The sequence below is a fragment of the Halomonas sp. WWR20 genome (assembly GCF_054602495.1).
Genome location: NZ_JBTRHR010000001.1, coordinates 26,503 through 39,274, shown reverse-complemented (window position 1 = coordinate 39,274; position 12,772 = coordinate 26,503). Strand labels below are relative to the sequence as shown.

The 12,772-nt window shown below is 62.3% G+C and carries 10 protein-coding genes; all 10 read left to right on the top strand.

Features of this window, described 5'->3' with window-relative positions; genetic code table 11:
• Position 1 precedes the first annotated feature (1 nt).
• Positions 2 to 805 carry a signal peptidase I gene (lepB, locus tag ACW4DH_RS00155; RefSeq protein ID WP_459634325.1) on the top strand — a complete coding sequence of 268 codons (804 nt, stop codon included), beginning with the start codon at positions 2 to 4 and terminating at the stop codon, positions 803 to 805.
• A gap of 39 nt (positions 806 to 844) precedes the next feature.
• Positions 845 to 1,537, top strand: coding sequence for a ribonuclease III (gene rnc, locus ACW4DH_RS00150; protein ID WP_459634324.1), 693 nt, complete (start codon positions 845 to 847; stop codon positions 1,535 to 1,537).
• A complete protein-coding gene (gene era / locus ACW4DH_RS00145) occupies positions 1,534 to 2,433 on the top strand; it encodes a GTPase Era (protein ID WP_459634323.1) in 900 nt (299 codons plus the stop codon). The genes rnc and era overlap by 4 nt, the downstream gene beginning before the upstream one ends.
• Before the next feature lie 154 nt (positions 2,434 to 2,587).
• Positions 2,588 to 3,304 carry a DNA repair protein RecO gene (gene recO, locus ACW4DH_RS00140; RefSeq protein ID WP_459634322.1) on the top strand — a complete coding sequence of 239 codons (717 nt, stop codon included), beginning with the start codon at positions 2,588 to 2,590 and terminating at the stop codon, positions 3,302 to 3,304.
• Positions 3,305 to 3,433: 129 nt separating this feature from the next.
• Positions 3,434 to 4,249 carry a pyridoxine 5'-phosphate synthase gene (gene pdxJ, locus ACW4DH_RS00135; RefSeq protein WP_459634321.1) on the top strand — a complete coding sequence of 272 codons (816 nt, stop codon included), beginning with the start codon at positions 3,434 to 3,436 and terminating at the stop codon, positions 4,247 to 4,249.
• Positions 4,250 to 4,559: 310 nt separating this feature from the next.
• The gene (gene cysM, locus ACW4DH_RS00130; protein WP_459634320.1) at positions 4,560 to 5,456 is read left to right on the top strand and encodes a cysteine synthase CysM; all 897 of its coding nucleotides are present in this window, start codon (positions 4,560 to 4,562) and stop codon (positions 5,454 to 5,456) included.
• A 1-nt stretch (position 5,457) separates the two neighbouring features.
• Positions 5,458 to 6,888, top strand: a complete 1,431-nt coding sequence (locus tag ACW4DH_RS00125; protein ID WP_459634319.1) for a methyltransferase domain-containing protein — start codon at positions 5,458 to 5,460, stop codon at positions 6,886 to 6,888.
• The gene (gene relA / locus ACW4DH_RS00120; RefSeq protein WP_459634318.1) at positions 6,872 to 9,127 is read left to right on the top strand and encodes a GTP diphosphokinase; all 2,256 of its coding nucleotides are present in this window, start codon (positions 6,872 to 6,874) and stop codon (positions 9,125 to 9,127) included. Before ACW4DH_RS00125 ends, relA begins: the two co-directional genes overlap by 17 nt.
• Positions 9,124 to 9,957, top strand: a complete 834-nt coding sequence (gene mazG / locus ACW4DH_RS00115; RefSeq protein WP_459634317.1) for a nucleoside triphosphate pyrophosphohydrolase — start codon at positions 9,124 to 9,126, stop codon at positions 9,955 to 9,957. The genes relA and mazG overlap by 4 nt, the downstream gene beginning before the upstream one ends.
• A gap of 136 nt (positions 9,958 to 10,093) precedes the next feature.
• The gene (gene ppc / locus ACW4DH_RS00110; RefSeq protein ID WP_459634316.1) at positions 10,094 to 12,742 is read left to right on the top strand and encodes a phosphoenolpyruvate carboxylase; all 2,649 of its coding nucleotides are present in this window, start codon (positions 10,094 to 10,096) and stop codon (positions 12,740 to 12,742) included.
• Positions 12,743 to 12,772 lie beyond the last annotated feature (30 nt).

Here is a 12,772-nt window from a genome sequence, read left to right as displayed (position 1 = left end):
CATGGATTTTTCGCTTCTGCTGGTGGTGGCCGTCGCCGTCACGGGATTGATCTGGCTGATGGATGCCATTTGGTGGCGGCGAAAGCGTCACGCCGCGTTAACGGTGGCCGAAAGCGGTGCGGGCGGGCCGCTGGACGATTCATCACGCGGTGCCGTCAAGAAGGAGCCTTGGCTGGTGGACTACGCTCGCTCCTTCTTTCCGGTGCTGCTGGTCGTGCTGGTGGTGCGCAGTTTTATCGTCGAGCCGTTCCAGATTCCTTCCGGCTCGATGCGTCCCACGCTTGAAATCGGGGATTTCATCCTCGTCAACAAGTTTACCTACGGGTTGCGCCTGCCCGTGCTCAATACCGAAATCGTCGATCTGGGTGAGCCGGAGCGCGGGGACGTCATGGTATTTCGCTTCCCGCAGGATCCTTCCGTCAATTTCATCAAGCGGGTCATAGGATTGCCGGGAGACCGCATCCGTTACGCGAACAAGCAACTCTACGTCAATGGCGAGCCGGTGCCCAAGACCTTACTCGAGGCCAACCCGCTGGCGGCGCCCACCGAGGAGTTGCTCGAGGAGCAGCTTGGCGCAGCCTCGCACGAGATTTACAACAACCCCCGAGATCCGGGGCCGCAGATGCGAGAGGTCGTGGTGCCGGAACATCACTATTTCATGATGGGGGACAATCGCGACCACTCCAACGATAGCCGCTACTGGGGCTTCGTTCCTGAAGCCAACATCGTCGGCAAGGCTTTTGCCGTGTGGCTGCACTGGGAGGGGGGATTCCCCAGCGTCTCGACGGTTCGCACGATTCACTAATAGGCATCACAATGCGTTTTATGATCAAACGGGAGATCCGTGAGTAGCTCTCTATCCACATTTAGTCGCCGCATTGGTTATCAGTTCCGCGACCCTGCGCTGCTTGAGCTGGCGCTCACCCACCGCAGCTATGGTGGCGATAACAACGAGCGGCTGGAGTTTCTCGGCGACTCCATCGTCAATTTCGTGATTGCCGAAGCACTTTTCCAGCGCTTTCCTCAGGCACGTGAAGGGCAGTTGTCGCGCCTGCGTGCACGTCTGGTCAAAGGGGTAACGTTGGCTGAATTGGCCCGTGAATTCGCACTTGGCGAGTACTTGCGGCTGGGCTCGGGCGAGATGAAAAGCGGTGGCTTCCGGCGCGACTCGATACTCGCGGATGCCGTAGAAGCCGTCATCGGGGCCATCTATCTTGATGGAGGTATGGAGATTGCCAAGACACGTGTGCTGTCCTGGTATGGTACGCGCCTGGAGGCTCTCGACTTGCAGGATACCCTGAAGGATCCCAAGACCCGGCTGCAGGAGTTTCTTCAGTCGCGCCAGTCCGCGTTGCCGCGCTACGAGGTAGTGACCATCGAAGGCGAGGCGCACGATCAAACCTTCACCATCGAGTGTCATGTCGACATGCTCTCCGATCACACGCTGGGGGTCGGTGCCAGCCGACGCCACGCGGAACAGCAGGCTGCCGAGCGTGCCCTGACGAGACTGGAGTCGACACGAGGAAAGCGGTCATGAGTCAAACCTGTGGATTCGTTGCCATTATCGGGCGGCCCAACGTCGGCAAGTCGACCCTGATGAACCGTATTCTGGGCCAGAAGATTTCGATTACCTCGCGGCGGCCTCAGACGACGCGTCATCAGGTGACGGGAATCAAGACCGAGGGGGAAACCCAGTTCATCTATGTCGATACCCCGGGCATGCATATCATGTCCAAGGATCGAAACAAGGCCATCAATCGATTCATGAATCAGGCGGCGACCCAGGCGTTACGCGATATCGATTGCGTCGTGTTTCTCGTCGACCGGACCCGCTGGACGAAGGAGGACGAGGGGGTGCTGGAGAAGCTTTCCCACGTCAAGGCGCCGGTGATTCTGGCCGTCAACAAGGTCGACTGGCTGGACGACAAGAGCGAGCTGTTGCCCTGGCTTCCCAAGCTGACAGAAAAGCGCGATTTCGCCGCGGTAATGCCGATTTCCGCCAAACACGGAACCAATGTGCCGGAGCTCGAGAGGGAAGTGGCCAAGTATCTGCCGGAGAGTTTTCATTACTTTCCCGAGGATCAAATCACCGACAAGAGCCAGCGCTTCCTGGCAGCCGAGCTGGTCCGCGAGAAAGTCATGCGCCAGTTGGGGGACGAGCTGCCGTACCAGATGACCGTCGAGATCGAGGAGTTCCGTGACGAAGGCCGTATCGTTCACATCAGCGCGCTGATGTTGGTGGAGCGCCAAGGTCAGAAGAAGATCCTGATCGGTGAGAACGGCGAGCGCATCAAGAATATCGGCCGTGAAGCGCGCCTCGAGATGGAGCGGGCCTTCGGTGCCAAGGTCATGCTCAACTTGTGGGTCAAGGTCAAGCGGGGCTGGTCCGATGACGACCGGGCGCTGAAAAGCCTGGGTTACGATCTCGACTGATGGACGGTCACTGCCGTTCGCGATCGAATCCAAAACGGTGGCGGACCTCATCGGCGGCTAATCTCCAGCGGAGGTCGCGGCCGTTGCCGTAGGTTCCGCTGACTGTCCATGTCGGGTGTCGCTTCGATCCAGTTATGTCACTACAGGGACCTGCATGCAGCTCCAGCCGGCCTTTCTCCTGCACAAGCGACCTTATCGGGAAACCAGCGCCCTGGTGGATTTGCTGACCCTGGAACACGGTCGTGTCCGCGCCGTGGCGCAGGGCGTGCAGCGTGCGGGCAGCAAGACCCGCGCGCGCCTGCAACCTTTCAGTCCGCTGCATGTCACCTGGACCGGAGAGAGTGAACTCAAGCGCTTGAGAGTCATGGAAACGTCCGGCTCGGCACTGTTGCTGGCCGGCGAGGGATTGCTGTGCGGATTCTATATTAACGAGTTACTGACGCGCACCTTGCCATTGGAGTTTGCGGTTCGTGATGTGTTCGGTATCTACACGTTGACTCTGGAAGCGCTGACACTGCCGGCTCAGCGGGGTCCGGCATTGCGGCGCTTGGAGATCACTCTGCTCGAGGCGCTCGACGCCGCGCCGGTCTTCAGCGACGAAAGCGATGCGCCGCTGGACCCGGCCGGAAGTTATGTCTACCGGGCGGATATTCGCCGTTTCCGGCGGGCAGGGTCCCATGAAAGAGGCTCCGATGGCCGTTCACTTAAACTGCTGGCACGAGGCGACTGGGAGGCGCCGGGGCTTGCCGGACTGGCCAAGCAACTGACACGCGCCGCCCTGGCGCCGCTGCTGGGCAACAAGCCCTTGCGTTCGCGTGAGCTGATGTATCGGCTCGCGGCACAGCGACAGCGCACCTTGCGGGCGGAATGAAGCACGGGGCGATGATATCCATGCTGTGACGTACCTGCGCCATGCGCGCGCAGGGTGGGCGCCTTGCCTCTTCTACCCGCTTTTGCTGAGAACTTTCGATTGGCTGTTTTTCGACTGGAGATGATATCCATGTATCCCCCCCGTATTCTGCTCGGCGTCAACATCGACCACATCGCCACCCTGCGTCAGGCGCGGGGCACACGCTATCCGGACCCCGTGCAGGCGGCGCTGCTTGCCGAGGAAGCCGGCGCGGATGGCATCACCCTGCACTTGCGTGAGGATCGCCGCCACATCCAGCCACGTGACGTGCGACTGCTGGCCGAGATGTTGACGACGCGCATGAATCTCGAAATGGCCGTGACCGAAGAGATGATCGCCCTGGCCGAGGAAGTGCGTCCGGCACATGTATGTCTGGTGCCCGAGAAGCGCGAGGAACTGACCACCGAAGGCGGGCTCGACGTCGCGGGCGATGCCGAGCGCATGCGCGAGGCCTGCCGGCGCCTGGCCGCGGCGGGGTGCGAGGTGTCGCTATTCATCGATCCGGACCCCGAGCAGATCCAGGCGGCGTTCGACGTCGGGGCGCCGGTGGTGGAGCTGCATACCGGTGCTTATGCTGAAGCCAGCGGTGATGCGGCACGCATCGAGCATGAGCGGATCGCCGCTGCGGCGGAATTGGCCAGTGAGCTGGGATTGATCGTCAATGCTGGCCATGGCCTGCACTACCACAATGTCGAGGCCATCGCGGCGATCCCGGGGATCAATGAACTCAACATCGGCCATGCGATTATTGCTCGGGCGCTGTTCGTTGGCCTTAAGGAGGCCGTGGCGGACATGAAACGTCTGGTAATCGCCGGTCAGGAGAGTGGCTTGATGGCGCAACTGGACGCTCATGCCCTGGATCATGATCACGATGAGCACATGCACGAAGGCGGCTGCTGCTCCTAACGGCTCGAGCGGTGGGCGGGGCCGTGCAGCGCACAAGCGAGGCTCAGTCCAATGGTCTGATTCACAGTCCTGACAGCGTCCGTCTGTGATGCAGGCGTACGCCGGCATCCCGCCGCCTGGCAGCGACAGAGGTTCCTTGCGCATGGTGGCGGAGCGGGAAGCCGTGACATGCGTGTCTGTCTTCATGACGAAGGCAAAGATATAATTCGGCGTATATCTCTTTACCAGACACGTTTCGCGTGCCCCGGGGCCGTGCGGCAGGAATTGCCTGCCGCCGGCTGTCCTATCCGCGATTTTTAAGGACGAACGCATGCACTATCCCACGCTTGAGGAGATCGTCGGCCACACGCCTCTGGTGCGCCTGACTCGACTCACCGCCGGTCGTAACAACACGCTGCTGGCCAAGCTCGAAGGCCATAATCCGGCAGGCTCGGTCAAGGATCGCCCGGCGCTGGCGATGCTTGTCGAAGCCGAGACCCGCGGCGAGATCGCACCCGGCGACACCCTGATCGAGGCCACGTCCGGCAATACCGGCATCGCCATGGCGATGGCAGCGGCGATCAAGGGCTACCGCATGATCCTGATTATGCCCGAAAACGCTTCCAGCGAGCGTAAGCAGGCCATGGCGGCCTATGGCGCGACGCTCATCGGTGTCGATCAGAAGGCGGGGATGGAAGGCGCGCGGGACCTGGCCGACGAGATGATCGCCCGGGGCGAGGGCAAGCCGCTCAATCAGTTCGCCAACCACGACAACCCCTTGGCGCACTACCGCACCACGGGCCCCGAATTGTGGGAACAGACCGGTGGTGCCCTGACTCACTTCGTTAGTGCCATGGGCACTACCGGTACCATCATGGGCACCTCGCGCTACCTCAAGGAACGCAATCCGGATATCCAGATCGTCGGGTTGCAGCCCGAGGATGGTGCAAGTATCGCGGGCATTCGCCGTTGGCCGCAGGCGTATCTGCCGAGTATTTTCGACGCTTCGCGAGTCGATACGGTGCTCGATATCGGCCAGTACGAAGCCGAGGAACATATGCGTCGTCTGGCCCGGGAAGAGGGTATTCTGGCCGGCGTTTCTTCCGGAGGCGCGTTGGCAGGTGCATTGCGTATCGCCGAGACGGTCGAGAATGCCGTGATTGTGTTTATCGTCTGCGATCGTGGCGATCGCTATCTATCCACGGGCCTCTACGCCCCGGAGCTTTGACATGCCCATGCTCGGCAAGCGTCGGCCAGCCAAACCCAAGAGCGTCATGCCTTCCGACGTTTCTTCGATGCCGCGGGAAAGCGAACGGCACGCTGACGCCAGCGATGTCTTCATCGTCGAGCGGCTCGCCCACGATGGGCGGGGCGTGGCGCATGCGACAACGGGCAAGACGGTGTTCGTCGACGCGGCGTTGCCGGGCGAGCGTGTACAGGTCGCGGTACATCGCACGCGTAAGCGCTTCGACGAAGCGCATATCGTGGCCCAGCTCAGTGAGGCGGCTTCTCGGGTTGTACCGCCATGTCCGCATTATACGCGCTGCGGCGGCTGCGATCTTCAGCATCTGGCCTTGGTGGAGCAGCGTCAGCACAAGATCAAGGTCCTGCAGGAGTTGTTCGCTCGTCAGGGGCTCGAACTGCCCGGCGAGGTGGGATTGATCGCCGGTCATGGCAGCGGTTACCGGCGGCGTGCCCGCTTGGGGGTCAAGGTCGATGCGCAGGGGGCGGTGCATCTGGGCTTTCGCGCCCGGCGCAGCGACCATCTTGTCGATATTGATTCCTGCTTTGTCCTGACACCATCGCTGGCGCGGCTGCTGGAGCCGCTGCGCGAACAGCTCGAAGCGCTCGACGCACCGCGCCGGGTCGGGCATCTCGAACTCATCGATGCCGATGCCGGTCCCTGCGTGATTGTCCGTCAGCTACGAGAAGTGCCCGAGGACGCCGAGCGCTGGCGGGCCTTCGCCGAGCGTCACGGTGTATCCGTGGCCTGGCGGGCCGGTCGTGACCCGCTGGTACTGACCTGGCTCGGCGCGATACCGGATTTAAGCGTCTCCCTGTCTCTCGGGGAGCGCGAATTGCAATTGGGCTTCGCCCCCGGCGATTTCCTGCAGGTCAACGCCGAGGTCAACCAAGCACTGGTTCAGACCGCCATCGACTGGCTGGCGCCACGCGGTGATGAGCGCGTCCTTGACCTGTTTGCCGGGGTGGGCAATTTCACTCTGGCGCTGGCGCCGCATGTCGCCTCGATTACCGGTATCGAAGGCAGCCAGATGATGACCGAGCGCCTGAGCCAGAATGCGCGGCGTGCCGGACTGCACCAGGTCGATGCGCGACAGGCGGATCTCGGGTCGGCTACGCTATCGTTTGACGCCGTTGATGTCGTGCTGCTCGACCCGCCCCGTGACGGCGCCGACAGCGTCTGTCGGGCGCTGGCGCAAAGCGACGTTCGGCATATTCTCTATGTATCCTGCGATCCGGCATCGCTGGCGCGCGATGCGGCACATCTTGTGCAAGGCGGTTACCGCATCACGCGTGCCGCCGTGGCCGACATGTTCGCGCATACGGCGCATCTCGAATCCGTACTGTTGTTGACGCGGGATGTCGGGCGACGTTGCGTAAGCCCATCGGGAAGGGGGGACAATGGTCAAGGTTCGTGAAGAACAGCCACTGACAGCCAGCGGTAACGTGGATATCGATCAGTGGCTGGCCCGTCTGCAGGAGGATGTGCCACTGCGGGATGCGGACGACATGCGCGCCGCCTGCGAGCTGGCCGAGCGTCTCTCGCGAGAAGCCGGCAAGTTGAACGGCACCGGGCTGGATGAGGGGTCGAGTTTTCGGATCGGCCTGGAAATGGCCGATATCCTTGGCGAACTCAAGCTCGATCAGGCATCGCTGGAAGCCGCGGTACTCTATCGCGCGGTACGTGAGGGCCGGATCAGTGTCGAAGGCGTCAGGAAGCGCTTCGGCAACGAGGTCGCGGGGCTGATCGATGGCGTGCTCAACATGGCCGCCATCAGCCAGTTGCAGGCACCCAAGCAGGGGCTGTCTCAGCACAATCAGCAGGAAAACCTGCGCAAGATGCTGGTCACCATGGTCGATGACGTGCGCGTCGCCCTGATCAAGATTGCCGAGCGCACCTGCGCGCTGCGTCAGGTCAGGGAGGCACCACGGGAGAAACGCCTGCGGGTATCGCGCGAGGTTTTCGATATCTATGCGCCGTTGGCGCACCGACTGGGCATCGGCCAGCTCAAGTGGGAGCTGGAGGACCTCTCCTTTCGTTATCTGCAGGAGGAGGACTACAAGGCCATCGCCAAGCAGTTGGCCGAGAAGCGACTCGACCGAGACCGCTACATTCATGAGGTGGTCGAGTCGATCAAGTGCCTGCTCGAGCAGCAGGGAATACTGCAGTACGAGATCGACGGCCGGGCCAAGCATATCTATTCGATATGGCGCAAAATGAAGCGCAAGCGCATCGATTTCTCTCAGGTCTATGACGTGCGCGCCGTACGCATTCTCGTGCCCGAGCTGACCGACTGTTACACCGCGCTGGGCATCGTCCACTCGCGTTGGCATCACGTACCCAACGAGTTTGACGATTACATCGCCAATCCCAAGAAGAACGGCTACCAGTCGCTGCATACCGCGGTGATCGGGCCCGAAAGCAAGGTGCTGGAGATTCAGATCCGTACCTTCGCCATGCATGAGGAAGCGGAACTGGGCGTGTGCGCCCACTGGCGCTACAAGGGGACCGATGTCAACGCCAAGAGCCGCAGCTACGAGGAGAAGATCGCCTGGCTGCGTCAGGTGATGGAGTGGCAGGAGGAAGTCGGCGATATCGGCGATCTGCGCGAGGGGCTGAACAGCGACGTGGCGCCGGATCGCATCTACGTGTTCACGCCGGACGGGCACGTCATCGATCTGCCCAAGGTCGCCACGCCCATCGATTTCGCCTATCGCGTACATACCGAAGTCGGTCATCGTTGCCGGGGCGCCAAGGTCAACGGGCGGATCGTGCCGCTGACCTTCAAGCTCAAGACCGGGCACCAGGTGGAGATTCTCACCGCCACCAAGGGCGGGCCGAGTCGCGACTGGCTGAACCCCACGTTGGGCTTCGTCAAGACGTCGCGAGCGCGGGCCAAGATCCAATCGTGGTTCAAGCATCAGGCGCGCGACCAGAATCTCGTGGAGGGCCGGCATCTGTTCGAGAAGGAGTTCCGCCGGCTTGATATCGAGGGGATCGATCTGGTCACGCTGGCCGAGGCGGTCAACTACCAGAACGCCGATGACATGTATGCCGCCATCGGGGCGGGCGACTTACGCATCGGACAGGTGCTGCATCAGGCGCAACAGTTGTTCGGCGACACCGACGACCAGGAGCAGCTCGAGCGGCTGCTGGCCAAGCCCAAGCGGCATGCCAAGGACGACGCCAGCGGCATCACCGTGCTCGGCGTGGGCAATCTCAAGACCGCGATGGCCAACTGCTGCCACCCGGTACCGGGCGACCAGATCATCGGTTTCATCACCCAGGGGCGGGGCGTGACGATTCACCGCCAGGATTGCCCCAACATTCTGCAACTGCGCAGCGAGGAGCCGCGGCGCATCGTCGACGTGGAATGGGGCCAGCGTGCCAATGTCCAGTACCCGGTGGATATCGAGATCGAGGCCTGGGACCGTTCGGGGCTGCTGCGTGACGTCACCCATGTGCTGACCCACGATCGCGCCAATGTGTTGTCGGTCAATACCGTAACCGACAAGCACGACAACATCGCACGCATGAAACTGACTCTGGAAGTCGACGGGCTCGAGGCGCTGGGGCGCATCTTTGCGCGCATTCAGCAATTGCCCAACGTTATCGATGTCAAGCGGCTGCGCAACGGGGGAGGAGTGTCTGCATGAGCGAGCCGCGCCACGATCTGAGCGACTTGTTGACCTTGATGGCCGTACTGCGTGACTCTGAGCAGGGTTGCCCATGGGACCTCAAGCAGAACTGGCACACTATCGTGCCGCATACGCTGGAAGAGGCATATGAAGTGGCCGATGCAATCGAACGCCGAGCATTCGATGAACTGCCCGGCGAGCTCGGTGATCTGCTGTTTCAGGTTGTCTATTACAGTCAGTTTGCCGCTGAGGAAGGGCGCTTCGACTTCTCCGATGTGGTGCATGTGCTGACGGCGAAAATGTTGCGCCGCCATCCGCATGTCTTTCCTGATGGTACGCTGGCCTCGCGGCGCGATGGCCCGAAGGACGGCATGGATACCCAGGAGATCAATGCGCGCTGGGAGTCGCTCAAGCAGGAGGAGCGCACCACGCGCGAGGCCACCTCGGCGCTGGATGATATACCCCAGGCGCTGCCAGCCTTGTCGCGTGCGGCCAAGCTGTCCAAGCGTGCTGCCCGAGTAGGGTTCGACTGGCCGGATACCCGCGGCGTGATCGCCAAGATCCGTGAGGAACTTGCCGAAGTCGAAGAGGCCTTGGAGGCCGACGATACGCAGCATGCCCAGCAGGAAGTTGGCGATCTTCTGTTCGCCGTGGTCAATCTGGCGCGTGTCCTCAAGGCCGATCCCGAGCAGATGCTGCGGGCGACCAATAGCAAATTCGATCGGCGCTTTCGCTACGTCGAGCAAGTCCTGAAACAACAGGGCCGCGAGCCGGCCTCGGCGAGCCTGGCCGAAATGGATGCGCAGTGGGAGGCCGCCAAGCGGGAAGAGCGAACGTCAGCCGAGTGAGACAGGATCATTCAGGGCCCTGGCGAATAGTGCGAGCCTGTATCGGGCCCCGCCGAGGCCCGCGCACTAAGCGGCCAAGCCGATAGACGATGTGTGCCGCCATGGGGCGGCACGTGACGATTCACGGGAGGGAGCTATGAGTCACGACTTGCACGAATCGCTGCGAGACAATGTACGGGTATTGGGAGACAGTCTGGGGCGAACCATCGCCGATGACCTCGGTGCAGAATTCGTTGACAAGATCGAGACCATTCGCGCCTATGCCAAGGGCGGCCGACAGGGCGATCCCAAGGCACGTCACGATCTGATTGAATATCTGCGCGCCTTGCCGGAGCAGGACATGTTGCCGGTGACCCGGGCCTTCAACCAGTTCCTCAACTTCGCCAATATCGCCGAGCAGCACTATCGCGCGCGGTTTCGTCGCGTCGAGGACTACAAGCCCGGCACCCAGCCCGATCTCGGCGAGTTGCTGGCCCGGGCGCGTGACGCGGGGCATTCGCCGCGTCGGCTGGTTGAAACGCTGGCCGGCATGCGTGTCGAGCTGGTGCTTACCGCGCATCCGACCGAGGTCATTCGCCGTACGCTGATCCAGAAATACGATGCCATCGACGAGTGTCTAAGCGTCATGGAAGCCTCCTCGGAACGTCTCGAGAAAGGCCAGCGCGCACGCGGCCGTCTCGAGGAGCTGATCAGTCAGGCCTGGCACACCGACGAAATCCGTCACGAGCGTCCTACGCCGGTCGACGAGGCCCGCTGGGGCTTTGCCGTTATCGAGAATTCGCTATGGCAGGCGGTGCCCGACTTTCATCGCGACCTGGACAACCTGTTGCTGGAGACCGCCGGCGAGCGCCTGCCGCTGGATGCCGCTCCGTTGCGTTTTGCTTCCTGGATGGGAGGGGATCGCGATGGCAATCCCAACGTCACGGCCAAGGTCACCGAGGAAGTGCTGCTGCTGGGACGCTGGATGGCCGCCGACCTCTATCTGCGCGACCTCGATCAGCTCAAGGCGGAGTTGTCGATGTGGAAGGCCAACAGCGCGCTCAAGGCCGATGTCGGCGATGAACCGGAGCCCTACCGGGCTATCCTTAAGCGCTTGACGGCGCGCGTCGAGGCCACACGCAACTGGGCCAAGGCGCGCCTGGACGGGGAGCCGGCCAAGGACGAGCCGATCATCGAGACGCGCGATCAGCTCTATGCGCCCTTGCTGGCCTGCTATCGTTCGCTATGCGACGTCGGTCTGCATACCATCGCCAATGGCGTATTGCTCGACACCTTGCGCCGGGTGGCGGTGTTCGGCGTCACGCTGACCAAGCTCGACATTCGTCAGGAGGCCGGGCGGCATGTACAGGTATTCGAAGAGTTGACCGACTGCCTGGCGCTGGGCCACTACCGTGACTGGGACGAGCAGCAGCGCCAGGCGTTCTTGCTCGAAGAGCTGCAATCGGCGCGTCCACTGATTCCTCGTCGCTGGGAGTGTTCCGCCGAAACCCGCGAAGTCATCGATACCTTCCGCATCATTGCCCGCGAACACCGCGAAGCGCTGGGCACCTATATCATTTCCATGGCGGCGCACCCGTCCGATGTGCTGGCGGTGGCGCTGTTGATGAAAGAGGTCGGCGGAGACGTGCGCCTGCCTATCGCGCCCCTCTTCGAGACGCTCGACGACTTGAATCATGCCGGTGACGTCATCGACCGGCTACTGGCGCTACCGGGGTATCGCACGCTGGCCGGAGACAGCCAGGAAGTCATGATCGGCTATTCCGATTCTGCCAAGGATGCCGGGCAACTGGCGGCCGCCTGGGCACAGTATCGAGCTCAGGAGCGCCTGGTCGAGGTGTGTGACCGGCATGGCGTGGCGCTGACGCTCTTTCATGGTCGTGGGGGCACTGTGGGCCGCGGCGGCGGCCCGGCCCATGCGGCGATTCTCTCCCAGCCGCCGGGATCGGTGAATGGTAGCCTGCGCGTGACCGAACAGGGGGAGATGATTCGCTTCAAGTTCGGCCAGCCAGATATCGCGCTGCGCTCGATGGAGATCTACACCGGGGCGGTACTGGAAGCGACATTGTTGCCGCCGCCCACGCCCGAGCCGCAATGGCGCGAGGAAATGGACCGGCTGGCGGATATCGCCCACAAAGCCTATGTGGGAGTGGTCCGCGAGGATCCGAATTTCGTACCGTATTTCCGTGCGGTGACGCCGGAGGGTGCGTTGGGCCGATTGCCGCTCGGCTCGCGCCCGGCCAAGCGTCGTCAGGAAGGCGGAGTAGAGTCTCTGCGCGCCATTCCGTGGATCTTTGCCTGGACCCAGACCCGGCTGATGCTTCCCGCCTGGCTGGGCAGCGGCGAAGCTTTCACCAAGCGGCTGGAGGAAGAGGGTGGTCTCGAGCGGCTGCGCGAGATGCGCTCGCAATGGCCGTTCTTCGCCACCTACCTTGACATGCTCGAGATGCTGCTTGCCAAGTCGGATTCGGAGATCGCTGCTTACTACGAGCGTCGGCTGGTCGATGAACCCGCTCTGCAGGCACTTGGCGGACAGTTGCGCGAACGCCTGCAGCGCCTGGAGGGCGTGCTGCTGACGATTCTCGATCAGCAGGCGCTGCTGGAGAATACCCCGCTGATCTACCAGGCCATAGAAGTCCGCAATCCCTATATCGATCCGTTGCATGGCCTGCAGGCGGAACTGTTGCAGCGTAACCGCGATGCCGATGGCGCCATCAGCGCCGAACTGTCGCGGGCGCTGATGGTGACCATGGCAGGCATTGCCGCGGGGCTGCGCAACACCGGGTGACGACGGGCAGCAGACCGCTGCCTTTTCCAT

Excerpts from the sequence above, each read along its gene's own strand:
- lepB (WP_459634325.1), top strand. The coding sequence starts at position 2 with ATGGATTTTTCGCTTCTGCTGGTGGTGGCCGTCGCCGTCACGGGATTG.
- era (WP_459634323.1), top strand. The coding sequence starts at position 1,534 with ATGAGTCAAACCTGTGGATTCGTTGCCATTATCGGGCGGCCCAACGTC.
- recO (WP_459634322.1), top strand. The coding sequence starts at position 2,588 with ATGCAGCTCCAGCCGGCCTTTCTCCTGCACAAGCGACCTTATCGGGAA.
- pdxJ (WP_459634321.1), top strand. The coding sequence starts at position 3,434 with ATGTATCCCCCCCGTATTCTGCTCGGCGTCAACATCGACCACATCGCC.
- cysM (WP_459634320.1), top strand. The coding sequence starts at position 4,560 with ATGCACTATCCCACGCTTGAGGAGATCGTCGGCCACACGCCTCTGGTG.
- ACW4DH_RS00125 (WP_459634319.1), top strand. The coding sequence starts at position 5,458 with ATGCCCATGCTCGGCAAGCGTCGGCCAGCCAAACCCAAGAGCGTCATG.
- relA (WP_459634318.1), top strand. The coding sequence starts at position 6,872 with ATGGTCAAGGTTCGTGAAGAACAGCCACTGACAGCCAGCGGTAACGTG.
- mazG (WP_459634317.1), top strand. The coding sequence starts at position 9,124 with ATGAGCGAGCCGCGCCACGATCTGAGCGACTTGTTGACCTTGATGGCC.
- ppc (WP_459634316.1), top strand. The coding sequence starts at position 10,094 with ATGAGTCACGACTTGCACGAATCGCTGCGAGACAATGTACGGGTATTG.